Source organism: Pseudomonas sp. NFXW11 (assembly GCF_049887815.1).
Classification (GTDB): domain Bacteria; phylum Pseudomonadota; class Gammaproteobacteria; order Pseudomonadales; family Pseudomonadaceae; genus Aquipseudomonas.
Map to the genome: position 1 here is coordinate 62874 of NZ_JAGEKI010000014.1, position 26476 is coordinate 89349.

Genomic DNA, 26476 nt, shown 5'->3' on the forward strand with positions numbered 1-26476 from the left:
CCCAACCGGCGCCCATGAAAACGGGTCGCCTACCAGAGAATTCTCAACCCCCGGTCGGCCTCCCGACCGGGGGTTTTGTTTTTCAAGGCTCGACGTTTTAACCATCCCATTCAGCGACACACCGAACTAACCGAGGATTGCCCCATGAACTACGCCACCTATTACCGCTACGACATGTTTTCCGCCTGGCGATTTAGCAGCCTCCGCTCGGGACAGCCTGCCGCCTCCGATCGGTCACCTACCGGTGGCAATTGCACATTGATGGCCAGTACGGCCAATTGTCGAACACCCCAGTAGGGCCGCGCGCGGGACATTACCCGCCGCCCGCCCAGGAAGACCGCACATGAATTCGTCCGTATCCGCTCTGCCCCTGTCCGCCCACGCCAGCGCCAATGAAACCCTGACCCAGCGCCTGCCCAGCTCCCTGGAGCTCAAGCAACACCTGCCGTTGTCCCTGGCCCTCGGCCAGCAAGTCGCCGCCCACCGCCAAGCGGTCCGGGCCATTCTCGAAGGCCGCGACTCACGCCTGCTGGTGGTCGTCGGCCCCTGCTCCATCCACGACCCGCAATCCGCCCTGGAATACGCCGCCAAGCTGGCGCGCCTGGCCGAAGACCTCAGCGAACAAATGCTCCTGGTGATGCGCGCCTACGTGGAAAAGCCCCGCACCACCGTCGGCTGGAAGGGCCTGGCCTACGACCCGCACCTGGATGGCAGCGACGACATGGCCGGCGGCCTGAGCCTGTCCCGGGAACTGATGCGCGAGATGCTGCGCCTGGGCCTGCCGATCGCCACCGAATTGCTGCAACCCATGGCCGCCGGCTACTTCGACGACCTGCTGAGCTGGGTGGCGATCGGTGCCCGCACCACCGAATCGCAGATCCACCGCGAACTGGCCAGCGGCCTGGAGATGCCCGTGGGCTTCAAGAACGGCACCGACGGCGGCGTCGCCATCGCCTGTGACGCCATGCGTTCGGCGGCTCACCCGCACCGCCACTTCGGCGTCGACAGCCAGGGCCACCCGGCGATCATCCAGACTCCCGGCAACCCCGACACCCACCTGGTGCTGCGCGGCGGCCATCGCGGGCCGAACTACGACCGCCAGAGCCTGGCCCAGGTCCAGCAGGACCTGCACAAGCTGAAGATCCCGGCGCGGATCATGGTCGATTGCAGCCATGCCAACAGCGGCAAGGACCCACTGCGCCAGCCGGCGGTGTTCAACGAAGTGCTGGAGCAACGCCTGCAGGGCGACCGCTCGCTGATGGGGGTGATGCTGGAAAGCCACCTGTTCGAAGGCTGCCAGCCTCTCGGCGGCAAACTGCGCTACGGCGTATCGGTGACCGACGGCTGCCTGGGCTGGGACGCCACCGAGCAACTGCTGCGCCGTGGCGCCGAGCAGTTGCAAGGGGCCAGCCAGCCGGTCTCGCTACCCGCCTGAGCGGCGCCTCACTGTAGGAGCTGGCTTGCCAGCGAAAGCGTCCCCAAGAGCACCGCCCCCTCCAAGGACCTCTTCGCCGGCAAGCCGGCTGCTACGGGACCATCACCGCCCGGCGGCAACGCCCTGAAGGAACTTTGAGAAGAAATAGCCACCTGAATCCGGTAGGCTCTCAACTTTCTTGAAAGGAGCAACTCCCATGGCCAAAGCCACTGCCCGTCACATCCTGGTTGCCAGCGAAGCCAAGTGCAACGAACTCAAAGCCGAAATCGAAGCCGGCGCCGACTTCGCCGAAGTGGCGAAGAAGAACTCCACCTGCCCTTCCAGCCGTGACGGCGGCAACCTGGGCTCCTTCGGCCCGGGCCAGATGGTCAAGGAATTCGACACCGTAGTGTTCAGCGCCCCGATCAATGTGGTGCAGGGCCCGGTGAAGACCCAGTTCGGCTACCACCTGCTGGAAGTCACCAGCCGCCAGGACTGATTCACAGCCCTAGCCTGTGCCCAGCGGCCCGCCTATTGGTGGGCCGTTGCGTATGGGCCAGCGCTGCCTGCAACCGCGGATGCGGCTGGCCAGTCACGCGCCGCTAGCGTACAAAGCCAGATCATCGATCACCCGGCTCCTAAGGCTGACAATGCGACTGCTTTTCCCCACCCTCGTCTTCAGTGCCCTGCTGCTGGGCGCTACCACTGCCCAGGCCGCACCGCAGCACGCCATGACCGTCTATGGCGAACCGGCCAAGTACCCCCAGGGCTTCAGCCACTTCGATTACGCCAATCCCCTGGCCCCCAAGGGCGGGACCTTGCGCCGCTCGGCCATCGAGATCGGCCGCTTCGACCACGTGCTGCCCTATATCGACAAAGGCATCGGCGTGTCCCAGCTCGACGGCATGGTCTACTCGCCCCTGGCCCAGCGCTCCCTCGACGAGCCCTACACCGTCTACGGCCTGGTGGCGGAAAAGATGGAGCGTTCCGAAGACGGCCTGTGGCTGCGCTTCTACCTCAACCCTAAGGCACGCTTCGCCGATAACACGCCGATCACCGCCGAAGACGTGCGCTACAGCTACGACCTGCTGATGACCCAGGGCAGCATGCGCTACCGTACCCAGTTCGAAGACGTCAAAGGCGTGACCGTGGAATCACCGCGGGTGGTGCGCTTCGATTTCAAGAACAACGAAAACCGTACCCTGCCCCTGGATATCGCGACCCTGCCGGTGTTCCCCGAACACTGGTGGAAGAGTCGCGACTTCGCCAATGGCGGCGGCTACGAAGCGCCCCTGGGCAGCGGCCCGTACCGCGTGGCCAAGGTGGACTCGGGCAACAGCATCACCTTCGCCCGCAACCCCGACTGGTGGGGCAAGGACTTGCCGGTGAGCCGCGGCCTGTACAACTTCGATCATTTCAGCGTGGAGTACTTCGGCGATATCGACGTCGCCCGCCAAGTGCTACGCGGCGGCGCCTACGATTACAACCGCGAGTTCTCCGCCACCGGCTACTCCATCGGCTACGACAGCCCGGCCCTGAACGACGGCCGCCTGCAAAAGGCCCACCTGGCCCAATCGGCGCCGCAGCCGGCCCAGGGCTACGTGTTCAACTTCGACCGGCCGATGTTCCAGGACCGCCGCGTGCGCCAGGCCCTGGCCATGCTCTGGGATTTCGAATGGAGCAACCGGCAGATGATGCGCAACCTGTATATCCGCCAGCAGAGCTTCTTCTCCAACACCGCCCTGGCGGCCCGCAGCCTGCCGGATGCCGAGGAACTGAAGGTCCTCGAACCGCTGCGCGGGCAGATCCCCGATGAAGTCTTCACCCAGGTCTTCGAAGCACCGAAGACCGACGGCAGCGGCGTCATCCGCGACAAGCAACTGCAAGCCCTGGCCCTGCTGGAACAGGCTGGCTGGAAAGCCGAAGGCGACAAGCTGGTGAATGCCGACGGCGAACCCTTAAGCTTCACTTTCCTCATCACCCAAGGCTCCATCGAACGCCTGCTGCTGCCCTACAAGCGCAACCTGGCGCAGATCGGCATCGACCTGAACATCCGCCGCATCGACTCCTCGCAGTACGTCAACCGCCTGATGGCCCGGGACTACGACATGATCGTCACCGGCTACCCGGTGAGCACCTCGCCGGGCATGGAGTTGTACAACTACTTCGGCTCGGCGGCGGCCAACGACCCCGGCTCCAACAACTACATGGTGCTCAAGAACCCGGCGGTGGACCACCTGGTCAGCGGCCTGGTGAAAGCCACCAGCCAGCCGGAGATGCTGCGCTACGCCCACGCCCTGGATCGGGTGCTGCAGTGGAACTACTACTGGATCGCCAACTACTACCCACCGGGCACCTCTACGGTGTGGTGGAACCGCTTCGGCAAGCCCAAGGTGTCGGCCAGCAACGACGAAGCCATTGAAAGCTGGTGGGAAGTCAGCAGCACCGCCCTGACCAATGAACAGATGGCCGCCGAGCTGATCCGCCGTGGCAAACCCGGAGGGCGCCACTGATGCTGGCCTATATAGTGCGACGCCTGCTGCTGATCATCCCGACCCTGCTGATCATCCTCCTGGTCAACTTCGTCATCGTCCAGGCCGCCCCCGGCGGCCCAGTGGAACAGGCCATCGCCCGCCTGCAAGGGATTGGCGGCGGCGCGGTGGGCGGCTCCGCCGATGCCATGAGCAGCAGCGGCTCGCGGGCCAGCCGCGGCCTGGACCCCAAGCTGATCCAGGACATAGAAAAGCAGTACGGCTTCGACAAGCCGGCCCATGAACGCCTGTGGCTGATGCTCAAGAACTACGCCCAGCTGGATTTCGGCAAGAGCTTCTTCCGCGGCGCCACGGTCACCGACCTGATCCTGGAAAAAATGCCGGTGACCATCTCCCTGGGCCTCTGGGCCACCCTGATCACCTACCTGGTGTCGATCCCCCTGGGAATTCGCAAGGCAGTGCACCACGGCAGTCATTTCGATATCTGGAGCAGCACCGCGATCATCATCGGCTACGCCATGCCGGCGTTCCTGTTCGCCATGTTCCTGATCGTGCTGTTCGCCGGCGGCACCTCGCTGAACTGGTTCCCGGTGCGCGGCCTGGTCTCGGACAACTTCGAACAGCTGAGCACCCTGGGCAAGGTCGCCGACTACTTCTGGCACCTGGTGCTGCCGGTCAGCTCCCTGGTGATCGGCGGTTTCGCCACCCTGACCATCCTCACCAAGAACTCCTTCCTCAACGAGATCACCCGCCAGTACGTGGTCACCGCCCGGGCCAAGGGCCTGAGCGAGCGTCGGGTGCTCTACGGCCACGTGTTCCGCAACGCCATGCTGCTGGTGGTGTCGGGCATTCCCCAGGCCTTTATCAGCGTGTTCTTCGCCGGTTCCCTGCTGATCGAGGTGATCTTCTCCCTCGACGGCCTGGGGCGCATGAGCTACGAGGCCGCGGTTTCCCGGGACTACCCGGTGGTGTTCGGCTCGCTGTTCATCTTCACCCTGTTCGGCCTGCTGATAAAACTCATCGGCGACCTGTGCTACACCCTGGTCGACCCGCGCATCGACTTCGCCGCGAGGAACGCCTGATGCTCAAGCTGTCTCCCGTGGCGCGCCGGCGCTTCGACCGATTCAAGAAAAACCGTCGCGGCTGGTGGTCGCTGTGGCTGTTTATCGGCCTGTTCATCCTGACCCTGGGCGGCGAGCTGATCGCCAACGACAAGCCCCTGGTGCTCAGCTACCAGGGTTCGCTGTACTTCCCGGTATTCAAGCGCTACACCGAGCAGGAGTTCGGCGGCCAGCTGCCGTTCCAGGCCGACTATCGCAGCGACTACGTGCAGCAACTGATCCGCAAGGACGGCGGCTGGCTGCTGTTCCCGCCGATCCCCTTCAGTGAAGACACCCCCAACTACGACCTGACCCAGCCGGCCCCCAGCCCGCCGAGCCAGGTCAACTGGCTGGGCACCGACGACCAGGCCCGGGACGTAGCCGCGCGGGTAATCTACGGTGCCCGGGTGTCGATCCTGTTCGCCCTGGCGCTGACCGCCATCAGCGCCCTGATCGGCATCGCCGCCGGCGCGCTGCAGGGCTACTACGGCGGCTGGGTCGACCTGCTGGGCCAGCGTTTGCTGGAAGTCTGGTCCGGTCTGCCGGTGCTCTACCTGCTGATCATCCTCTCGGGTTTCGTCGAGCCGAACTTCTGGTGGCTGCTGGGGATCATGGCGCTGTTTTCCTGGCTGGCCCTGGTGGACGTGGTGCGCGCCGAGTTCCTGCGCGGGCGCAACCTGGAGTACGTCAAGGCCGCCCGGGCCCTGGGCCTGAGCGATCGCAAGGTGATCCTGCGGCACATCCTGCCCAACGCCATGAACGCCACCCTGAGCTATTTGCCGTTCATCCTTACCGGGGCCATCTCGACCCTCACCGCCCTGGATTTCCTCGGCTTCGGCATGCCCGCCGGCAGCGCCTCCCTGGGCGAGCTGATCGGCCAGGGCAAGCAGAACCTGCAAGCGCCGTGGCTGGGGCTGACGGCCTTTTTCACCCTGGCGCTGATCCTCTCGCTGCTGGTATTCATCGGCGAGGCATTGCGCGATGCCTTTGATCCACGTTCATAAAGCGGACGCTAGAAATGACTGACAACCTGATCGAAATCCGCCAGCTCAATGTCGCCTTCGGCACCCAGAAGGTGGTTCGCGACCTGAGCCTGGACATCCGCCCCGGCGAATGCCTGGCCCTGGTGGGGGAATCCGGCTCGGGCAAATCGGTGACCGCCCACTCGATCCTGCAACTGCTGCCGCAAACTGGCTGCAGCAGCTCGGGCAGCGTGCGCTACCGCGGCCAGGAACTGCTCGGCGCCGATCCCGCCACCCTGCAGAAACTGCGCGGCAACCGCATCGCGATGATCTTCCAGGAGCCCATGACCTCGCTCAACCCGCTGCACAGCGTGGAAAAGCAGATCGGTGAAACCCTGCTGCTGCACCGCGGCCTGGGGGGCAAACAGGCCCAGGCGCGGACCCTAGAGCTGCTGGAGCTGGTGGGCATCCAAAAGCCCCAGGAACGCCTCAAGGCCTACCCGCACCAACTCTCCGGCGGCCAGCGGCAACGGGTGATGATCGCCATGGCCCTGGCCTGCGAGCCCGAACTGCTGATCGCCGACGAACCCACCACCGCCCTCGACGTAACGGTGCAGCGCAAGATCCTGCTGCTGCTCAAATCCCTGCAGCAGCGCCTGGGCATGTCCCTGCTGCTGATCAGCCACGACCTCAACCTGGTGCGGCGCATCGCCCAGCGGGTGTGCGTGATGAAAGCCGGGGAGATCGTCGAACAGGCCGACTGCGACACCCTGTTCAAGGCCCCGCAACACCCCTACAGCTGCGAGCTGCTGCATGCCGAGCCCGAGGGTGAGCCGTTGTGTCGCGACACCCGGCCCACCCTGCTGGAAGTGGATCGGCTCAGTGTCGACTTCCAGGTCGGCGGCGGCCTGCTGCGGCGCAAGCACTACCTGCGGGCGGTGGACGGCATCAGCCTCAGCGTGCAGCAGGGCAAGACCCTGGGGATTGTCGGCGAATCCGGCTCGGGCAAGTCGACCCTGGGCCAGGCGATCCTGCGGCTGCTGGACTCCCAGGGCGGCATCCGCTTCCAGGGCCAGGCCCTGGATGGCCTCAAGCAGAAACAGCTGCGGCCCTGGCGCAAGCAGATGCAGGTGGTGTTCCAGGACCCCTTCGGCAGCCTCAGCCCGCGCCTGTCGGTGGCGCAGATCATCAGCGAAGGCCTGGAAGTGCACAGCCAGTACGATGCCCGCCAGTGCGACGAGCAGGTGATCCGCGCCCTGGAGGAAGTCGGCCTCGACCCCGAGAGCCGGCATCGCTACCCCCACGAGTTTTCCGGCGGCCAGCGCCAGCGCATCGCCATTGCCCGGGCCCTGGTGCTGAAACCGGCGCTGATCCTGCTGGACGAACCCACCTCGGCCCTGGACCGCACCGTGCAGAAACAAGTGGTGGCCCTGCTGCGCCAGTTGCAGGAAAAGTACGGCCTGACCTACCTGTTCATCAGCCACGACCTGGCGGTGGTGCGCGCACTGGCCCACGACATGATCGTGATCAAGGACGGCCGGGTGGTGGAACAAGGCGCCAGCCACCAGGTGTTCGACGCCCCGCAGCACCCCTACACCCGGGAACTGCTGGCCGCCGCCCACCCCGGCTGAGCCAGCGCCAGCGCACGCTGGCTCGCTGCCTCAGCCAAAGGCCCTTTCGCCGGCCAGCCGCCCCACGCAAATCGGGCATACTCTTCGCGCCCATTTTCAGGATGCCGCCATGAACGACAGCGAAAGCCTCAAGGATTACCAGCGTGTTCGCCAACTGGCGATCCGCTCGCTGTTCGAGATCATCGAGCAGTCCAGCGAAGGCACGGTGATCGTCGATCGCGACGCCAATATCGTCTGGATGAACGAGCGCTATGCCCGGCGCTTTGGCCTGGAGTCCGCCGCCTTCGCCATCGGCAAGGCCTGTGAAAGCGTGATCCCCGGCAGCCTGCTGCGGGAAGTGGTGCGCACTGGCCGGCCGATCCTGCTGGACATGCAGGACACCCCCAAGGAACCCCTGGTGGTGATGCGCCTGCCGATCCACGACGCCGCCGGCACGGTGATCGGCGCCATCGGCTTCGCCCTGTTCGACGAACTGCGCAGCCTTTCGCCGATGCTCAAGCGCTACCTGAGCATGCAGGAGGAACTGGCCTCCACCCGCTCGCTGCTGCGGGCCCGGCAAACCAAGTACAACTTCGCCCATTTCATTGGCACCAGCGCCGCCAGCCTGGAGGTCAAGCGCCGTGCCCGACGCGGCGCCAGCGCCGAATCGCCGATCCTGCTGCAGGGGGAAACCGGCACCGGCAAGGAGCTGCTGGCCCAGGCCATCCACGCCGCCTCGCCACGGGCCCACAAAGCCTTTGTCAGCATCAACAGCGCGGCCATTCCCGAAGCCCTGCTGGAAGCGGAATTCTTCGGCACCGCCCCCGGCGCCTTCACCGGTGCAGACCGCAAGGGCCGCCCGGGCAAGTTGCAGATTGCCCAGGGCGGCAGCCTGTTCCTCGATGAAATCGGCGATATGCCACTGCCCCTGCAAAGCAAGCTGCTGCGGGTGCTGCAAGAGAAGGAGTTCGAGCCGGTGGGCTCCAACGAGGTGATCCACAGCGATGTGCGGATCATTGCCGCCACCTCCACTGACCTTGAGGCGGCGATCAAGCGCGGCGAGTTCCGTGCCGACCTCTACTACCGGCTCAATGTGCTGCCGATCCAGGTGCCGGCGCTGCGCGAACGCCTGGACGACCTGCCGGCCCTGAGCGAGGGCATTCTCGAAGACTTGCGCAGCCAGCACGAACTGGCCCCCGAGGCCCTGGCGCTGCTGGGCCAGCATGCCTGGCCGGGGAATATCCGCGAGTTGCGCAATGTGCTGGAGCGGGCGGCACTGCTCAGCGACGACCTGCTGCTGGGCGCCGCGGACATTCGCGCGGCGATTGGCAACTTCAGCCCGGTGCAACGCAGTGCAGCGCCGCTGGCCCTCGAAGTGCAACACCAGGAAAGCTTCGCCCAGGCCCGAGAGCGCTTCGATCGGCAGTTGATCAGCAGCACCCTGGCGCAATGCGCCGGCAAGGTTGACGAGGCGGCCCGGCGCCTGGGGCTGGGGCGCTCCACGCTGTACAAGAAGATGGCGGCCCTGGGGATTGCCGAATCTCCATAAAGAGACAAGAATCCCCATATAGAGACAACTACATTCTGTGGCGAGGGAGCTTGCTCCCGCTGGGCCGCCCGCGGCCCCAAACCCGGCCATGCTGGTCTTTCTGATACCACCCAGTGGCCGGCCTGGGGAGCGCTACGCGCTCCAGCGGGAGCAAGCTCCCTCGCCACACCGTCTCCATTCAGAGACTCATTGACTGTCGCCCATCAAAAAAATACCAAAATATCCTTTAATTTCAACAAGTTATATAAATGGCACAGTTCTCGCTATAAGCCTCTCCACACGCAACACCCCACAAAAATAACAATCCTGGAGAGACACACCATGAGTGTGATCATTGCCCTGGCAGCCCTGGCGCTGCTGATGCTCGCCGCCTACCGTGGTTACAGCGTCATCCTCTTCGCCCCCATCGCCGCCCTCGGCGCGGTGCTGCTCACCGACCCGTCCGCCGTGGCGCCCGCCTTTACCGGGGTGTTCATGGAGAAGATGGTCGGTTTCATCAAGCTGTATTTCCCGGTGTTCCTGCTGGGCGCGGTGTTCGGCAAGCTGATCGAGCTGTCGGGCTTTTCCCGCTCTATCGTCGCTGCCGCCATCCGCCTGCTGGGCACCCGCCAGGCCATGCTGGTGATAGTGCTGGTGTGCGCACTGCTGACCTACGGCGGGGTCTCGCTGTTTGTGGTGGTGTTCGCGGTCTACCCCTTCGCCGCCGAGATGTTCCGCCAGAGCAATATCCCCAAGCGGCTGATTCCGGCCACCATCGCCCTGGGTGCCTTTTCCTTCACCATGGACGCCCTGCCCGGCACCCCGCAGATCCAGAACATCATCCCCAGCACCTTCTTCAACACCACGGCCTGGGCCGCGCCCTGGCTTGGGGTGATCGGCACCGTCTTTGTGTTCTGCGCCGGCATGCTGTTTCTCCAGCGCCAGCGCAACAAGGCGCAAAAGGCCGGTGAAGGCTACGGTACCGAGCTGCGCAACGAACCGGAAACCGCCGAGGACCTGAAACTGCCCAACCCCTGGCTGGCCCTTTCGCCGTTGCTGCTGGTGGGCATCATGAACCTGCTGTTCACCCACTGGATTCCCCAGTGGTACGGCAAGACCCACAGCCTCAGCCTGCCCGGCATGGCGGCGCCGGTGACCAGCGAAATCGCCAAGCTCACCGCCATCTGGGCGGTGCAGGCGGCCTTGCTGGTGGGCATTGTCATGGTGCTGGTGTTCGGCTTCTCGGCGATTCGCAGCAAGCTCGCCGAGGGCAGCAAGAGCGCGGTCAGCGGCGCCCTGCTGGCGGCCATGAACACCGCCTCGGAGTACGGTTTCGGCGCGGTGATTGCGTCGCTACCGGGCTTCCTGGTACTGGCCGACTGGCTGAAAAGCATCCCCAACCCGCTGGTGAACGAGGCCATTACCGTGACCCTGCTGGCGGGCATCACCGGCTCGGCTTCCGGCGGCATGAGCATCGCCCTGGCGGCCATGTCCGAAAGTTTCATCAGCGCCGCCCACGCCGCCAACATTCCCCTGGAAGTGCTGCACCGGGTGGCCGCCATGGCCAGCGGCGGCATGGACACCCTGCCGCACAACGGCGCGGTGATCACCTTGCTGGCGGTGACCGGGCTGACCCACCGCGAGGCCTACAAGGATATTTTCTGCATCACCCTGATCAAGACCCTGGCGGTGTTCGTCGTTATCGCCACTTTCTACGCCACCGGCATTGTGTGAGGTATTCATGAGCACTCTTTCAGGCAAGACCGCCCTGGTCACCGGCTCCACCAGCGGCATCGGCCTGGGCATCGCCCTGGTGCTGGCCAAGGCCGGGGCCAAGCTGATTCTCAACGGTTTTGGCGACGCCTCGAAGGTGATCGCCGAGGTGGCCCAGTTCGGCGGCCAGGTCGGTCATCACCCCGCGGACGTCAGCGATCCGGCACAGATCGCCGACATGTTCGCCTACGCCGAACGGGAGTTCGGCGGGGTCGATATCCTGGTCAACAACGCCGGCATCCAGCATGTGGCGGCGGTGGAGGAATTCCCCGTGGAGCGCTGGGATTCGATCATCGCCATCAACCTGTCATCGGTGTTCCACAGCACCCGCCTGGGGCTGCCGGGCATGCGCGACAAGGGCTGGGGGCGCATCGTCAATATCGCCTCGGTGCATGGCCAGGTGGGTTCGCTGGGCAAGGCGGCCTATGTGGCGGCCAAGCACGGGGTAATTGGCCTGACCAAGGTGGTGGGCCTGGAAACCGCCACCAGCAACGTCACCTGCAACGCCATCTGCCCGGGCTGGGTACTGACCCCGCTGGTGCAGAAGCAGATCGATGACCGAGTGGCCAGCGGCGTCGACCCGCAGCAGGCCCAGCATGACCTGCTGGCGGAAAAACAGCCCTCCCTGGAGTTCGTCACCCCGGCGCACCTGGGGGAGCTGGTGCTATTTTTGTGCAGTGAAGCCGGTGCCCAGGTGCGTGGCGCGGCGTGGAATATCGATGGCGGATGGCTGGCGCAATAAGCGCAGTGGCAAGCTACAAGCTACAAGCGACCAGCAGCGTGGCGAGGGAGCTTGCTCCCGCTCGACCGCGCAGCGGTCGCCAACCAGACGACCGCGTTTTGTAGTTGAATCTCGGTTGCCTGGTTTCAGGGCCGCTACGCGCCCCAGCGGGAGCAAGCTCCCTCGCCACAAACAGTGACAGAGCCCCACCCAACATAAGAAGAAACAGAGGCCTTGCATGTCCGACATTCTCTGGCAACCCAGCGCCGAGCGCATCGAGAGTACGCGCATCGATGCCTTCCGCCGCTTCGTCAATCAGCGCCATGGCCTGGCGCTCGATGACTTCCCCAGCCTGCACCAGTGGAGCATCGATCAGCGCGAAGCCTTCTGGCAGGCCATCGTCGATTTCTTCGAGGTGAGCTTTCACCAGCCTGCCGAATGCGTGCTCCGCGAAGGCCCGCACATGCCCAGTGCCCAGTGGTTTCCCGGCGCTACCCTGAATTTTGCCGAGCACCTGCTCAAGCGCTGGGACGCTGAAGTGGCGGTGATCGCCATCAATGAACTCGGCCAGCGCCAACAGCTGAGCTACGCGGAACTGGCGGCACAGGTCGCCGGCCTGCAGCGCAGCCTGCGGCAAATCGGCGTCGGCCCGGGGGACCGGGTGGCGGCGTGCATGCCCAATACCTGGCAGACCCTGGTGGGCATGCTCGCCAGTACCAGCCTGGGGGCCATCTGGTCCAGCTGCTCGCCGGACTTCGGCACCCAGGGGGTGATTGATCGCTTCGGCCAGATCGAGCCCAAGGTGCTGATCGCCTGCGCCGGCTACCACTACGCCGGCAAGGACATCGACCAGAGCGCCAAGCTGCAACAGATCCTCGAACGCCTGCCGTCGCTTGAGCAGTTGCTGATCGTGCCCGGCAGCCGGCCCCAGGCCCGCGCCGAGGATTACCAGAGCCCCGCCCAGGTCAGCCTGTGGCACGATTTCTACCAGCCCGGCGGCGAGCCGCAGTTCGTGCCCCTGCCCTTCGACCACCCGCTGTATATCCTCTATTCCAGCGGCACCACCGGGGTGCCCAAGTGCATCGTCCACGGTGCCGGCGGGGTGCTGTTGCAGCACCTCAAGGAACACGGCCTGCATGCCGATCTGGGCCCCGGCCAGCGCCTGTTCTACTACACCACCTGCGGCTGGATGATGTGGAACTGGCTGGTCTCGGCCCTGGCCACCGGCGCCAGCCTGGTGCTCTATGACGGCTCGCCGTTCCACCCTGCCAATGAACACCTGATCGACCTGATCGACCGCGAAAGCATCAACGTCTTCGGCACCAGCCCCAAATACCTGGCGGCCCTGGAAAAGGCCGGCAGCCGGCCGCGCCTGAGCCATCGCCTGGACAGCCTGAAAACCCTGCTCTGCACCGGCTCGCCGCTGTCGCCGCAGAGCTACGACTACGTCTACCGCGAGATCAAAAGCGAGCTGTGCCTGGCCTCGATGTCCGGCGGCACCGATATCGTCGCCTGCTTTGTCGCCGGCAACCCGGTGCAGCCGGTGCGCCGTGGCGAGATGCAGGGCAAGGGCCTGGGCATGGCCATCGAGGTGTGGAACGAGCAGGGCCAACCGGTACTGGGGGAGAAAGGCGAACTGGTGTGCACCCGGCATTTTCCCAGCATTCCCGTGGGCCTGTGGCACGACCCGGACCAGAGCAAGCTGCGGGCGGCCTACTTCAGCCAGTTCCCCGGGGTCTGGGCCCAGGGAGACTACGCCGAGCAACTGGCCCACGGCGGCTGGCTGATCCACGGTCGCTCCGATGCGGTGCTCAACCCCGGCGGGGTGCGCATCGGCACTGCCGAGATCTACCGCCAGGTGGAAAAGCTGGAACAGGTGCTGGAAAGCCTGGCCATCGGCCAGAGCTGGCAACAGGATGTGCGGGTGGTGCTGTTCGTGCGCCTGCAAGAGGGCGTGCAACTGGACGAAGAGTTGCAGCAACGCATCCGCCAGGTGATCCGCGACAACACCACGCCGCGCCATGTGCCGGCGAAGATCCTCGCCGTGACCGATATTCCCCGGACCATCAGCGGCAAGATCGTCGAGCTGGCGGTGCGCAATGTGGTGCACGGCCTGCCGGTGAAAAACACCGACGCCCTGGCTAACCCCGAGGCCCTGGAGCAATTTCGCGAGCGCGAGGAACTGCGCAGCTGAACCCGCCCCTTGTAGGAGCCGGCTTGCCGGCGAAGGCGTCATCCAGGCCCGCGCACCAGGCAAGGGCCTCTTCGCTGGCAAGCCAGCTCCTGCGGACAACGGCATCGGCAGGCGCCACGGAGATAACCGCTCAGCCCCTCTAGACTGGTCATCTGCGATAAAAGCAGGTGAAAATAACCCTGCCAGAAACTTCCACACTCCATCCGTTTGAATATGCACCGCATGTCCATGCGACTTTTCGAGTCAGCGAGCCTGACGCCTCGCCGCGCACGACTGCTCCACTCAGGACACCCTCGACATGAATGGCTCCCACCCCGGCAGCGAAGCCGCCCACCTGATTGCCCGCCTGGACTGGGCGAGCACCGCGCTTGGCGAAGCCGCCCACTGGCCGCAGAGCCTGCGCACCGCGGTGGATATCGTTATCCATTCCCCCATGCCAATGCTGCTGCTCTGGGGCGGCGAGCTGACGCAGATCTACAACGATGGCTTCGCCCTGCTGGCCGGCAACAAGCACCCCGGGGCATTCGGCCAGCCGGCGCACCTGATCTGGCCGGAGCTGATGGACTTCACCGACCCCGTCTACCGCGCCGTGCTAAACGGTCAGGTGCGCACCTTCAGCGAACAGCGCTTCAGCCTGCAACGCCACGACGGCAGTGAGTACGACCTTTGGCTGGACCTGACCTACAGCCCGATCCGCAACGAGCGCGGCGATGTGGCTGGAATCCTGGTGACCGCCATCGAGACCAACGAACGCCGGCGCATCGCCCTGGAGCTGCAGCAGCGTTCTGCCGCCAGCCTGCGGGCCCAGCATGAAACCGAGGAACGCCTGCAACTGGCGCTGGCGGCCACCGACGCGGTGGGCACCTGGGACTGGGACATCGGTGAGGACCGCTTTATTGCCGACGCGCACTTTGCCCAGCTGCACAGCGTCGACCCGCAACGCTCAAGGCAACTGCCCATCAGCGAATACCTCAAGGGCGTGCACCCGGAGGATCGCGCCATGGTGGCCCGGAGCATCAAGCACTGCATCACCCACGGCAGCGAATACGCCGAGGAATACCGCCTGCAGCTGGCCGACGGCCAGGTGCGCTGGGTGTTCGCCCGGGGCCGCTGCTACAAGGACCACCACGGCCGGCCCACGCGCTTTCTCGGCGCCGCCCTGGACCTTACCGAACGCAAGCAGATGGAACAGGCGCTGCGCCAGAGCCAGACCGAATTGCAACTGATCATCAACGCCATGCCGGTGCTGATCGGCTACGTCGACCGCGAAGAACGCTTCCGCCTGAACAACAGCGCCTACCTGGACTGGTACGGCCTGACCCCGCAGGAGCTGTACGGCAGGACCATCCGCGAAGTGGTGGGGGACGAGATCTACGCCACCCGCGCCGACAATATCGCCGCGGCGCTGGCCGGCAAGCCGTGCAGCTTCGAGGCCGATTCGCCGCACCGCGACGGCCGCCCGCGCCACGCGCTGATGAAGTACCTGCCGCGCCTCGGCGCCGATGGCGCGATCAATGGTTTCTACATCTTCGTCATCGATGAAACCGAGCGCCGGCAGACCGAGGAAGCCCTGCGCAACCTCAACGAAACCCTGGAAGAACGGGTCAACCACCGCACCGAGGCCCTGGCCACCGCCAACCAGCGCCTGCAGAACGAGATGTTCGAGCGCGAACGCGCCGAAGACGCCCTGCGCCATGCGCAGAAGATGGAAGCCGTGGGCCAGCTCACTGGCGGCATCGCCCACGACTTCAACAATATGCTCACCGGCATCATCGGCAGCCTGGACCTGATGCAGCGCTATATCGACCGGGGTCGCGGCGAGGAAATCGGCCGCTTCGCCGAATCCGCCATGTCCTCGGCCAAGCGCGCCGCGGCCCTGACCCACCGACTGCTGGCCTTCTCCCGTCGCCAGTCGCTGGATCGCCGGCCCCTGGACCCGAACCAGCTGGTGCGCTCGCTGCACGAGCTGATCAACCACACCAAGGGCGAGCACATCGAATTGCAGATGCAACTGGCGGAGGGCATCTGGCGGGTGAACAGCGATGCCAGCCAGCTGGAAAACGCCCTGCTCAACCTGGTGATCAACGCTCGCGATGCCATGCCCGACGGCGGCCGACTGCTGATCGAAACCGCCAACAGCTACCTCGACGGCAGCGATATCAGCACCCTGGAGCCGGTCAAGGCCGGCGACTACGTGATGCTCGGGGTCAGCGACAACGGCGCCGGCATGAGCCCGCGAATCCTGGCCAAGGCCTTCGACCCCTTCTTCACCACCAAACCCATAGGCCAGGGCACGGGCCTGGGGCTGTCGATGATCTACGGCTTCGCCCAGCAGTCCGGCGGCCACCTGAGCATCAGCAGCGAGCCGGACCAAGGCACCTGCGTGCGCCTCTACCTGCCGCGCCTGCACAGCAGCTCCGAAGACCTTCCCGAGAACACCGACAACCACCCGGCGCCCCAGGCCCTGGCCGGGGAAAGCGTGCTGGTGGTGGAGGACGAGCCCGCAGTGCGCATGCTGGTGCTCAATGTGCTGAGCGAACTGGGTTACCAGGCCGTGGAGGCCGAGGACGCCCGCCGCGCCCTGCCGCTGCTGGAATCGCCGATGCGCATCGACCTGCTGATCACCGACGTTGGCCTGCCGGGGATGAACGGCCGGCAGCTGGCGGAAATCGCCCGGCAGCAGCGGCCGGGGCTGAAGGTGCTGTTCATGACCGGTTATGCGGAGAAGGCCGCCGAGCGCCAGGGCTTCCTCGAACCGGGCATGGACTTGCTGGCCAAGCCGTTTTCCATCGAGGAACTGGCGCAGAAGATTCGTCGGATGATCGGCCGCGAGCCGGCAAATCAGGCATAATCCGCGACCGCCGATTTCCCGCAACCAGGTCACCTGAACATGAAAGCCCAAGCCCGCCATATCCTGGTGAAAACCGCCGAAGAAGCCGAGCAGCTCAAGCAGCGCATCGCCAAGGGCGAAGCCTTCGACGTGCTGGCCAAGAAATACTCCACCTGCCCCTCAGGCAAGCGCGGCGGCGACCTGGGCGAAGTGCGCCCGGGGCAGATGGTCGGCGCTATCGACCAGGTGATCTTCAAGAAACCTCTGCGCACCGTGCACGGCCCGATCAAGAGCAAGTTCGGCTACCACCTGGTGCAGGTGTTCTTCCGCGATTGAGCCCTCGCGGACCTCGCAGGCGCTGATTTGTGTAGGAGCTGGCTCCTACGTTGGCAAAAACGCCGCTGCACCCGCTTTTGTAGGAGCGGGCTCGCCCGCGAAGGCGCCGGCACGAACAGCGCATGGCTTACGGGCCTCTTCGCCGGCAAGCCGGCTCCTACGATTCCCGGGGGATCAGTGCCCCGGGGTACTGGATCACCCGGCTGGCCAGCCGGTGCCCGGCCTCGGCCGCCTGCACCGGGCCGCCCCCCAGCAAGCGACTGGCCAGGTAGGCCGCACTGAACGAATCCCCCGCCGCGGTGGTGTCCACCACTTGCGCCACCGGCAGCGCCGGAATCTCGTGGATCGCCTCCTGAACACGCACCAGGCAGGACTCGGCTCCGCGCTTGATCACCACCTCGGCAATATCCGGGTAAGCAGCGAACACCTCCTGGGCCTGCTCATGACCGAATAGCGCCTGCTCGTCGTCCAGGGTCAACAGGGCCAGATCGACCTGGGCCAGCACCTGGCGATAAGCCTCCCGCGCCTGTTCCACCGAGGCCCAGAGCCGTGGCCGGTAGTTGTTGTCGAACACCACCTGGGCCCCACGGATACGCGCCTCCAGCAGCAGGTCGAGGAGCTTGCGACGCCCCTGCTCCCCCAGCACCGCCAGGGTGATGCCGCTGAAATACAGCACGTCGTAATCCCGCAGGTCCGCAAGAATCGCCCCCGCTGCCGCGGTATTGAAGCAATCGCGCACCGCTGCTTCATTGCGCCAGTAAAGGAACCGCCGCTCACCCCGGGCGTCGGTCTGAATGCAGTACAACCCCGGCAAGCGCCCGGGCAGGCGCTGCACCTTGTCCAGGCCGATACCCTCCTCGGCCCAGCTCTGGCACATGGCGTCGCTGAAACTGTCGTAGCCCAGGGCAGTGACGTAATCCACCTGGGCCGCGCCCCCCAGCTCTCGAGCCAGGTACACGGCGGTGTTCAAGGTATCGCCGCCAAAACTCTGCTGCAGGCTGCCGTCGTGGCGCTGCTGCAGTTCGATCATGCATTCGCCAATGGCGGCGATGCGTTTCTGGTTGTTCATTGCCAACTTCCCCCAAGCACACAGCTCAATGCGTAGGAGCAGGCTTGCCAGCGAAGGCGTCCGCACTATCAGTGCAAGGCATATGGACCCCTTCGCCGGCAAGCCGGCTCCTACAGGTCAGAAGCAGGTTTCCAGGTTTTCCAGCACCTGCAGGCGCTCGTCCACCAGCAGGCCGGTGCGCCACTTGTCGAAGGTCAGGCAGGGGTGCGAGGTGCCGAAGGAAATGATGTCGCCAACTCGCAGCTCCAGCCCCGGCGCCACAGTGAGAAAGGCATGCTGGTCCATCACCGCGGTGACCTTGCAGGCGCTCATATCATCCCCAGGCCCGGCCTCGGCGCCGGCCCGATAGCGGCGTAGCGGCAGCGGCAAACCGGCGTCAAAGGCCACATCGCGCTTGCCCAGGGCAATCACCGCAAAGCCCGGTTCCGGCAAGGACTGCACATGGGCCCAGACCTCCATCGCCGGGCGCAGGCCCTCTTCCAGGTCCGCACGCCGCTCCAGCACGCAGCACTGGGCTTCCTTGTAGATGCCATGGTCGTGGGCCACATAACTGCCCGGGCGCAGCACGCTGAGGAAGCGGCCCTTGGCGTTGTGGGTCTCGAAGGATTCGGCAATCAGGTCGTACCAGGCCGAGCCCGAGGCGGTGATGATCGGCCGCTCGATGGAGAACAGCCCGTCGTTGTGCAGGTCCACCGCCAGGCGCACCAGGGAATCGGCGAACTGGCGAATGCCACTGATGGCCTGGTCGCCATGGATCACCCCTTCGTAACCCTCGATGCCGCACAGCGCCAACGCCGGCTGCGCCTGGATGGCGCGGGCCAGCTCCAGCACCTCCTGCTCGCTGCGGCAACCGCAGCGCCCGCCCAGCACGCCGTACTCGATCATCACCTTGAGGGTGAGCCCACGCGCGGCGAAGAAGGCCCCCAGGTCGGCGACGTTGTCCGGGTGATCGACCATGCAATAGAAGTCGAAATCGACATCGGCCAACAGCTCGGCGATCAGCGCCATGTTCGGCGCCCCCACCAGCTGGTTGGCCATCAGCACCCGGCGCACGCCATGGGCGTAGGCGGCACGAGTCTGCACCGCGGTGGCCAGGGTGATGCCCCAGGCGCCCGCCTGCAATTGCCGCTGGAACAGCCCGGGCATCATGCTGGTCTTGCCGTGGGGTGCCAGCTCGGCACCGCTGTCGCTGACGAACTTCTGCATCCAGCGAATGTTGTGCTCCAGGGCCCCGCGGTGCAGTACCAGGGCCGGCAGGCTGACGTCCTGCAACAGCTTGGCGCCTTGGGAGGCAACGCCCTTTTCCACCAGCGGCAGGTTCAATTCGGCAGACATAGTGACACTCCTTTTTCAGGGCGGCCGCTCAAGGCCGCGAGGTACAAGCCTTAATCGTTGATCCGCCGGGCCAGCCGGTTGGCGCTGTCGATCAGCACCCGACGGTATTGCTGGTAGTGGCTCTGGGCATCGGCCCGGGGCGCGACAATGCACAGGGTGCAGATGCACACCCCCTGCTCATCCCGCACCGGTGCGGCAAAACAATGGGTGAAGGTGTCGGCGATGCTGTCGAAGGAAAAGAACCCGTCCGCGGTGGCCTGACGGATTTCCTTGAGGAACACCTCCAGCGACAGGCGCTGGCCGTCGGGGAGGATGAAGTCCTGCTCATCGATCAGCTCGACAATCTGCTCATCACTCAGATGCCCCAGCAGCAAGCGCCCGGACGCGGTCCAGGGAATGGGCGCGTTCTCACCGATATTCGAGGAAATGCGAAAATGCCGCTCGCCCTCCTTCATCAGCGCCACCGTGTACTTGCGCCCGTTGAGCAGGCACATCTGCGCGGTTTCCTGGGTCTGGCTGACGATCTCCTGCAACGCCTGATCGGCCTCGCGGCTAAGATCGAAATGGCGCAAATGCGCCTGGCCGAGAAAGTACAACTGACGCCCCAGGTACACATGGCCATCATTGCCCACCGGCTCCAGAATGCGCCGCTGCAGCAGCGACTCCACCAGCTCATAGACCGTGGACTTGGGGCTGCCGACGCCCTTGGCGATATCGTTGGGGCGCAGCGGCTGGCCGATCTCCTTGAGAAAATCGAGGATATCGAACGCCCGATCCAGGCCCTTGGCCCGCCGCTTGATGTTGTCTTCGCTCATCTACCTTGCCTTCCCCACACAATGGCAACGCCGCTATCGACTGTAGGAGCCGGCTTGCCGGCGAAGAAGCCCTCGAGCCGTGCGCTGAACTTGCCGACGCCTTCGCTGGCAAGCCAGCTCCTACAGGCCAGCGCCTACACGCCCCCATCAGGGCTTCTTCTTGTAAGCCACACAATCGATCTCGACCTTGCAGTCCACCATCATGCTGGCCTGCACACAGGCCCGGGCCGGCGCGTGCTCGGGCTTGAAGTACTCGCCGAAGACCTTGTTGAAACTCCAGAAATCCCGCGGGTCTTCCAGCCACACCCCGACCCGCACCACATCCTCCAGGCCATAGCCGGCCTCTTCGAGAATGGCCACCAGATTGCGCAGGGTCTGGTGGGTTTGCTCAACAATGCCGCCATGGATGATTTCGCCATCCAGCGCCGGCACCTGGCCGGACACATGCAGCCAGCCATCGGCCTCCACTGCACGGGCAAAAGGACGCGGCTGACCACCGCCTGCGGTGCTGCCAGTGCCGTAACGGGTGATGCTCATAAGGAATTCTCCTGATTGAGGCCCGGCCATCGAGGACCAGGCTTGTGAGCGCTATCCCGCTGCCGGCTGGCGCTTGAGCGGCCGTCACGACAAGTGCGGGAAACCCACAGTCTCTAGACAGTATGGATTTGTGCCACAGATATATTCCGCTACAACGGAATAAAATATGAAACAACGGAATAATCGCCAGGGAGTGTGCCATGAAGCACGCAAGAGATAACAGAGGGGGAACGACTTTCGGGAATCAACAAGCAATGCAACTCCCAGAGCAGCAGCCACAAAACATCACCAAGCTCTTCGCGCCTCGCGCTGCGCGCGTTGCTTTGCTTGGCTTTGGCTTTGGCTTTGGCTTTGGCTTCAGATCTGGCTTTTGATTTTGATCTTCAAGGCCCCGTTAACCACGATGGCCGCACGCAGGCATTGATCCGTGGGTAACCCGGCAGGACGCCGGGTTAGCCGCACTGGGCCAGGGATGGTCCATTGCGGCGGCCCACGGATCAATGCCGGAGTGCGGGCATGCCGAGCCTAGGCGAGGCACCGAGTGGAGGGGCAAGACCTTTTGGTTCCTTTTGGGGCGACTGCCAAAAGGGACTCGCTGTAAGAGCGAAACCAATAGCCGCTACACCCGCAGCAATGGATATGTACACAATCCCTCGCTGTAAAAGCGAAACCTTTAGCGGCGACACCCACAGCAACGGATATGCCCCCAAAAACCGCGATATCAGGGATTACGACCGCTGCGCGCTCGAGCGGGAGCAAGCTCCCTCGCCACAGAGGTTGTGGCCAGAGCAGCGGATTAGGGCTGGATGTCACCTCTGTGCCTGAACTTTTCTGTTACCCATGTGGCTGAACTGCCGCCCCCAAAAGGCATCAGTCAAAATCAGCAACACACAGCACCCACCACAGATTTCGCGCCCCCTGACACACCACATAAGCAGAAGAAATCGTCGCCCCCCTGGTCAACTCACACCAATCAGGACCGTCAAACCGATACACCACCAGCTCCGAAAACGGCGCCGGAAACACCGCATCCAACGCTTCGCACACCAAGGCCCGGGCCTTGGCCAACGACAACCCACGAGCGCCCCCATGGCACCCGCCCCGAAGCGCAACCGCCAGCAACGAGCCCTCGAACTCATATCGATTCAGCACGGCAAAAGGCCCGAACTCAGGCGCAACCTGGCCAATGGCCGTCGAGCTGGAAAAGCTGCTAAAGCGCAGCAGAAACTCCGCCAGTCGCGCCCTCTCACCCAGGCTCTTGATCGAAGGGACCGGTTTGAAAAAGCAGGACACCCGCTCGCCACATTCAGCCAGCACGGCCAGCAGTTCGGCCAGAGGCTGCTTGTCGACGACAAACTCGCAGGCCGAGGTCAATGGCGCTTCAGCACCGTGCTTCAGGGGTTCATCTTGGCTCATGGTTGAACGTCCGGTGTGGGCCGCAAAGAGTTTCACGATCTGCAAAGGTGACTGAACAGCCCCCATTGCAAGCAAAGCTATCGAGGGCGCGACAATGTATCGGCCACACCCCCGAACGGCAAATGCACAACCCTGTGCTCAAGCCTTGAAAGTCAGGATCGGCGAAAACCGCGCCATCACCGACACTGTCCCCTCTTCCACCTGGGACTGGATCACCTGGCCGATTTCCTTGTAGGCCCCTGGCGCTTCCTCGATCATCCGCTCCTCCTTGCTGGTGATGCACTCCACCCCCTGCAAGCCAAGGAACGCCTTGTCGCGCTTGGCCCGCACCAGCACCTCACTGCGCGACATGGAACGCCCGGCGCCATGGCTGGCCGAACGAATCCAGCGCTCGTTGCCCAACCCGGTCAGCAGGTAGGAGTCATGCCCCATGCTTCCCGGAATCAGCAGCGGCTGCCCGGCATAGGCCGGCGTCGCGCCCTTGCGGTGCACATTGCCCACCTCTTCGCGCAGCACGATGTTGTGCGGCACATCGACAATCAACGGCGCTTCGATCCCGCCGCCGAACACCTGCCGGGTACGCTGGCGCACCATCTCGGCGATCAGCGCGCGATTGGCATCGGCGTAATGCGCCGCGCTGTGCATGGCCAGCAGGTACTCATCGGCCATCTCGCCCTGCAAGGCAAAGATCTTCGACTCGGGGTGCTTGACCCCTGCCGGCCAAAGGGCCTTGGCCTTGTCCATCCAGCGCCGCCCGACATAGAAGCCCACGTCCCGCGAGCCGGTGTGAATCATCATCACCACCTGCCCCACGGCCAGGCCATGGGTGAAGCACGCCTGACGATCCACCAGCTCGGTCACCACCTGGATCTCGACAAAGTGATTGCCGCCCCCCAGGGAACCCAGCCCCGGGTCGCGGAGGATTTTCCGCGAGCGGTCCTGCAAGGCTTCCGGCGCATAGTCGGCACTGCCACGGGTAAAGGACGACTCATGCAAACCCGCCAGCTCGCGTTGCAACTGGGCGAAATCCGCCCCGGCAAACAGCCCCACTGGGTCCTGCTGCTGCACCTGGCTCCAGAAGTCGCCGAGCCCGGCCTCGAACAGCGCGCTCATGGCCAGCGGGCTGGTGGGAATGTTGCGCGTGCCCTCCAGCAGATCGCCGCGCACCAGGGCGATCCACTTGGCTTTCTGCGCCATGAACTGCTCATAGGACAGCCCCAGCTGGTGCAGGCGCATACCGCAATTGATATCGGTGCCAATGGCTTGCGGCACCACCAGGTCATGGCTGGTGACAATCACGCTGCCCACCGGAATCGGGCTGCCGGTATGGAAGTCCGGCGTGGCGCAGGCGCACTTCACTTCGCCGCCATGGGGGTGAGCCACCCGGGCGAAATCCATCAGCTGGAGAATGGCTTTCTCCTCGATGGCAAAGTTTTCCGGCAGCAACAGATCGGCCTTGAGCCCGGCGTCATTGATCGAGGAAATAGAGAGGGAATTGGAATTCAGGCGTTCGATGGCCACCCCGGAACGGGCGAGCTTGTGCTGAATTCTTTTCAGAGGAGTCTTGGTCATTTTCAACTGCTTTTCTTGGACGCAACAAAACAACCACCCGATTGGTGGCTGGAATTGTCTGGTCAGCAGCGAAACTTAGACGGCGCGGATAATGGGGCAATGGCGGGGAAGATGTAAAGGGTGACGAGGGATTTATTTGCCGCTTGGGGTCATGGGGTTCTTCTTGAGTTCGGAAATGCTCACAACCACACGCGACAGGAGGATACGGCTGCCGGGAGCGAGCAGCGTGCTGCAAGTGCGCAACCACTTCACTCCCGGCTCGCCCGATGCGGCCAAGGGCGTTAGCGTGGCAACCCGGCACCGCGCCACGGCATGTACTCCACCAGCACTTCACCCTGGCTCAGGCCGGTTTCATCCACCGCGAAATCCGGCATCTGGCGCAGGTCCAGTTGCTGGCACTTGCGGGTCAGGCGCTGCTGCAAGGCGCTATCGGCCTTGAACGCGGCCAGTCGAAACTCACTGCGCTCAAGCTTCACCTGGCATTCGTGGACCTGCCCCCGGGCATCGGCCCGATAGGTGAAACTGGCCACGCCGACGCTGTCGATGCCCGGCCCGTCCACCACCTGGTCCCAGAAGAACTGGCTCTGGCGATACAGGCTGGCGCGCAGCGGATACTCCCGGCGCTCCTGACTGGACAAGCTGCTGAACGCCGGGAACTGCAGATCGGTGATGGCATTGATGCGCTCGTCAGCACCAAAGGCTTCAGGCGCGGCGGCGGGAAATATCGTGCTCCAGCACACCTGGCGGGCCAGCTGCAGCAGGGCCGGCGTGGCCAGCGCCTGATTGGCCAGGGGCCGAACCTGGCAGTCGAGCACCTGGTTCTGCCGATCGAGCTTGACTCGCAACTCCACCTCACCGGTCAGTCCCTTGGGGTTGGCGGCCATGATATTGCGCTGCAGCACCTCGGTGATGGCGGCAGAAAACTCCCGCACCTTCTGAATTTCCAGGGCCCGTGCAGCCTGCTGCTCCGGGGTTTTGCTCTGGCAGGCAGAGAGGCTCAGCAGGGTCGGAATCAGCAATGCCAGAGGCAAGGCGCGAGGAATGGCTAGTGACATGGAAAATAAACTCGTTGATCAAAGAAAGGGGCCGGAGCCACAAAAACCGGCTCGATCAGTTAACGATCGAGCCGCTAAGGCTTTAGTGATAGGGGCTACAAGTTCGGCAACTTCGCGAAATACCGTGCGCGGCTAGCCCTCTGGCTGGATAACCGGCTGTTTATCAGGACGCGTGGCCCTCAGCAGAATCCGTTCGACGCTGTTGTAGATGAAGCGGTAGTGGGTGCACAGAATCCGCTTGCCATCCTTGCTCTTCTCGATCGGCATCCCCAGCACCTTGGGTTTCTGCGAGGGTTGCGCCCCCACCACCAAGCCACCACTCATGCCCACGGGGCTGAACAGCTGAGGCTCGCCCTTGGGACGGCTGTAGTTGAGGAAAAAGTTGGCCTCTGCCGTTGCGCCGTGGGCTTGCCGATACTCTGGCGAGGTCTCGACAACCTCGGTGTGTATCCCATGTACCTCGACCCGTACCGGCTCGTCCCTGGCGAACGGGCCCTTGTTCTTCGAACTCGGATAGCCCAGGACAAGGGCCGGCATCGTCGGCAGCGTAGTCTCGACAATCATCTCCCGATCAATGAACAAGGCATCGCCCGCGAGCTGCTCCAGGTCTGCTGCGCCCAGCGGATAAATTGCGATATCGAATTTATCGCCCTTCACATCAGTCAGCGCTGATTTGTAGTAACCCCGATGCAGCGACAAGCCGCCTTTCCGGGTGCCGACATACAGGGCCTTATCCCCTTTAGTCTCAAGTACATGCCTGGCAGTGATGAGAAAGCTTTCACCGCCCATCTCCAGAAAAGAGCAGGACCCCACCTGCACCTGCTTCTTGTTCCTCTCGGCAAAAATTGGCTTGCACAGCGCGAATGCCACATCGGCAACCTTGATATCCATTTCCCTGCATTCCTGTTGGCATGTGTAGTTGCACAGCGGCCGCCGCTAATGCGCGCAACCCCTGAAGAACAATGGCGCGAAGCTTAAGGGAACCCGGGCATCCGAGGCTAATGGTAATTGCTCTTTTATGTCATCGATTCTCATCCACTCTTGCGCTCCGCAAGGCGGTGGCAACTCGCTAACTCCACGCCTGCAATCCAGGCTAACCTGCGCCACCTGACTCATTCGCCCCACCACGGAAGGAACACCCATGACCCGCGCCATCACCCTTATCTGCGACAACTTTGCCGACTGGGAAACCGCCCTGCTCAACGCCACCGGCCGTGCCTACTACGGCTTCGACTGTCGCTACGCCAGCCCCCAGGGCCTTGCGGTGACCTCCATGGGCGGCCTGCGGGTAACCCCGGACCTGGCCCTGGAAGAGATCCGTCTGGAACAGGTGGACTTGCTGCTGGTGTGCGGCGGCACCACCTGGCAAAGCGACCAGGCGCCGGATATCCGAGGCCTGCTGCAAGCGGCCAGGGAGCGCAATATCGTGATCGCCGGCATCTGCGACGGCACCCGGGAACTGGCTCGGGCCGGGCTGCTGGACCATGTGCGCCACACCTCCAACTCAGCGGCCAACCTGCTGGCGCTGAACTACGCCGGCGCCGCGCACTACCAGGATGTGCCCTATGCCGTGGCAGACCAGCGGGTGGTCACCGCACCCGGCAGCGCCCCGGTGAGTTTCATGCAGCAGGTGCTGGCGGCCCTGGGCATCGACGACGACAACCTCAAGGCCTATATCGAACTGCATGCAGCCGAGCATCGCCAGGCGCGTTCGTAA

The 26476-nt window shown here is 64.2% G+C and carries 22 protein-coding genes; 14 read left to right on the plus strand and 8 right to left on the minus strand.

The genetic code is table 11. From position 1 onward, the window contains the following. Positions 1-343 precede the first annotated feature (343 nt). From J4P02_RS20885 to J4P02_RS20940, 12 genes are all read left to right on the plus strand, one after another. Positions 344-1435 (plus strand): 3-deoxy-7-phosphoheptulonate synthase, encoded by a 1092-nt coding sequence (locus J4P02_RS20885; RefSeq protein ID WP_426193749.1) that lies wholly within the window; start codon positions 344-346, stop codon positions 1433-1435. 196 nt (positions 1436-1631) lie between these two features. Continuing rightward, complete coding sequence (locus J4P02_RS20890; protein WP_426193751.1) at positions 1632-1913, plus strand: peptidylprolyl isomerase; 282 nt, start codon at positions 1632-1634, stop codon at positions 1911-1913. 151 nt (positions 1914-2064) lie between these two features. Then, entirely contained in the window at positions 2065-3927 is a 1863-nt protein-coding gene (locus tag J4P02_RS20895) for an extracellular solute-binding protein (RefSeq protein WP_426193753.1), read from the plus strand. Continuing rightward, positions 3927-4988: a microcin C ABC transporter permease YejB gene (locus J4P02_RS20900; RefSeq protein ID WP_426193755.1), complete on the plus strand. Its 1062-nt coding sequence runs from the start codon at positions 3927-3929 to the stop codon at positions 4986-4988. Before J4P02_RS20895 ends, J4P02_RS20900 begins: the two co-directional genes overlap by 1 nt. Then, on the plus strand, positions 4988-6010 hold the full coding sequence (locus J4P02_RS20905) for an ABC transporter permease (RefSeq protein ID WP_426193757.1): 1023 nt from the start codon (positions 4988-4990) through the stop codon (positions 6008-6010). The genes J4P02_RS20900 and J4P02_RS20905 overlap by 1 nt, the downstream gene beginning before the upstream one ends. Positions 6011-6024: 14 nt before the next feature. Continuing rightward, the gene (locus J4P02_RS20910) at positions 6025-7599 is read left to right on the plus strand and encodes an ABC transporter ATP-binding protein (protein WP_426193759.1); all 1575 of its coding nucleotides are present in this window, start codon (positions 6025-6027) and stop codon (positions 7597-7599) included. A gap of 109 nt (positions 7600-7708) precedes the next feature. Next, positions 7709-9127, plus strand: coding sequence for a sigma-54 interaction domain-containing protein (locus tag J4P02_RS20915; RefSeq protein WP_426193761.1), 1419 nt, complete (start codon positions 7709-7711; stop codon positions 9125-9127). A 321-nt stretch (positions 9128-9448) separates the two neighbouring features. After that, complete coding sequence (locus tag J4P02_RS20920) at positions 9449-10840, plus strand: GntP family permease (protein WP_426193763.1); 1392 nt, start codon at positions 9449-9451, stop codon at positions 10838-10840. A 7-nt stretch (positions 10841-10847) separates the two neighbouring features. Continuing rightward, positions 10848-11621 (plus strand): 3-hydroxybutyrate dehydrogenase, encoded by a 774-nt coding sequence (gene hbdH, locus J4P02_RS20925; protein ID WP_426193765.1) that lies wholly within the window; start codon positions 10848-10850, stop codon positions 11619-11621. Positions 11622-11838: 217 nt separating this feature from the next. Beyond that, positions 11839-13794 carry an acetoacetate--CoA ligase gene (locus tag J4P02_RS20930; RefSeq protein WP_426193767.1) on the plus strand — a complete coding sequence of 652 codons (1956 nt, stop codon included), beginning with the start codon at positions 11839-11841 and terminating at the stop codon, positions 13792-13794. A gap of 298 nt (positions 13795-14092) precedes the next feature. Then, complete coding sequence (locus J4P02_RS20935) at positions 14093-16645, plus strand: PAS domain-containing protein (RefSeq protein ID WP_426193769.1); 2553 nt, start codon at positions 14093-14095, stop codon at positions 16643-16645. A gap of 39 nt (positions 16646-16684) precedes the next feature. Next, positions 16685-16960 (plus strand): peptidylprolyl isomerase, encoded by a 276-nt coding sequence (locus tag J4P02_RS20940; RefSeq protein WP_011061856.1) that lies wholly within the window; start codon positions 16685-16687, stop codon positions 16958-16960. A gap of 157 nt (positions 16961-17117) precedes the next feature. Here the strand turns inward: J4P02_RS20940 and J4P02_RS20945 are convergent, their stop codons facing one another. The 4 genes from J4P02_RS20945 to J4P02_RS20960 form a co-directional block, all read right to left on the minus strand. Further along, positions 17118-18029, minus strand: a complete 912-nt coding sequence (locus tag J4P02_RS20945; protein ID WP_426193773.1) for a sugar kinase — start codon at positions 18027-18029, stop codon at positions 17118-17120. 117 nt (positions 18030-18146) lie between these two features. Next, positions 18147-19364 (minus strand): amino acid deaminase, encoded by a 1218-nt coding sequence (locus J4P02_RS20950; RefSeq protein ID WP_426193775.1) that lies wholly within the window; start codon positions 19362-19364, stop codon positions 18147-18149. A 50-nt stretch (positions 19365-19414) separates the two neighbouring features. Continuing rightward, positions 19415-20179, minus strand: coding sequence for an IclR family transcriptional regulator (locus J4P02_RS20955; protein ID WP_426193777.1), 765 nt, complete (start codon positions 20177-20179; stop codon positions 19415-19417). Positions 20180-20326: 147 nt separating this feature from the next. Further along, the gene (locus J4P02_RS20960; protein WP_426193779.1) at positions 20327-20716 is read right to left on the minus strand and encodes a RidA family protein; all 390 of its coding nucleotides are present in this window, start codon (positions 20714-20716) and stop codon (positions 20327-20329) included. A gap of 200 nt (positions 20717-20916) precedes the next feature. On the opposite strand from J4P02_RS20960, the gene J4P02_RS20965 reads away from it, so the two are divergent. Continuing rightward, the gene (locus J4P02_RS20965; RefSeq protein ID WP_426193781.1) at positions 20917-21090 is read left to right on the plus strand and encodes a hypothetical protein; all 174 of its coding nucleotides are present in this window, start codon (positions 20917-20919) and stop codon (positions 21088-21090) included. Positions 21091-21586: 496 nt separating this feature from the next. On the opposite strand, the gene J4P02_RS20970 is transcribed toward J4P02_RS20965, so the two are convergent. The 4 genes from J4P02_RS20970 to J4P02_RS20985 form a co-directional block, all read right to left on the minus strand. Continuing rightward, the gene (locus tag J4P02_RS20970; RefSeq protein ID WP_426193783.1) at positions 21587-22132 is read right to left on the minus strand and encodes a hypothetical protein; all 546 of its coding nucleotides are present in this window, start codon (positions 22130-22132) and stop codon (positions 21587-21589) included. A 138-nt stretch (positions 22133-22270) separates the two neighbouring features. Further along, entirely contained in the window at positions 22271-23704 is a 1434-nt protein-coding gene (locus tag J4P02_RS20975; protein WP_426193785.1) for an RtcB family protein, read from the minus strand. Positions 23705-23985: 281 nt separating this feature from the next. Beyond that, positions 23986-24759 (minus strand): hypothetical protein, encoded by a 774-nt coding sequence (locus J4P02_RS20980; RefSeq protein ID WP_426193787.1) that lies wholly within the window; start codon positions 24757-24759, stop codon positions 23986-23988. Positions 24760-24891: 132 nt separating this feature from the next. After that, entirely contained in the window at positions 24892-25650 is a 759-nt protein-coding gene (locus tag J4P02_RS20985; RefSeq protein WP_426193789.1) for a hypothetical protein, read from the minus strand. A 250-nt stretch (positions 25651-25900) separates the two neighbouring features. On the opposite strand from J4P02_RS20985, the gene J4P02_RS20990 reads away from it, so the two are divergent. Next, positions 25901-26476, plus strand: coding sequence for a type 1 glutamine amidotransferase family protein (locus J4P02_RS20990; protein WP_426193791.1), 576 nt, complete (start codon positions 25901-25903; stop codon positions 26474-26476).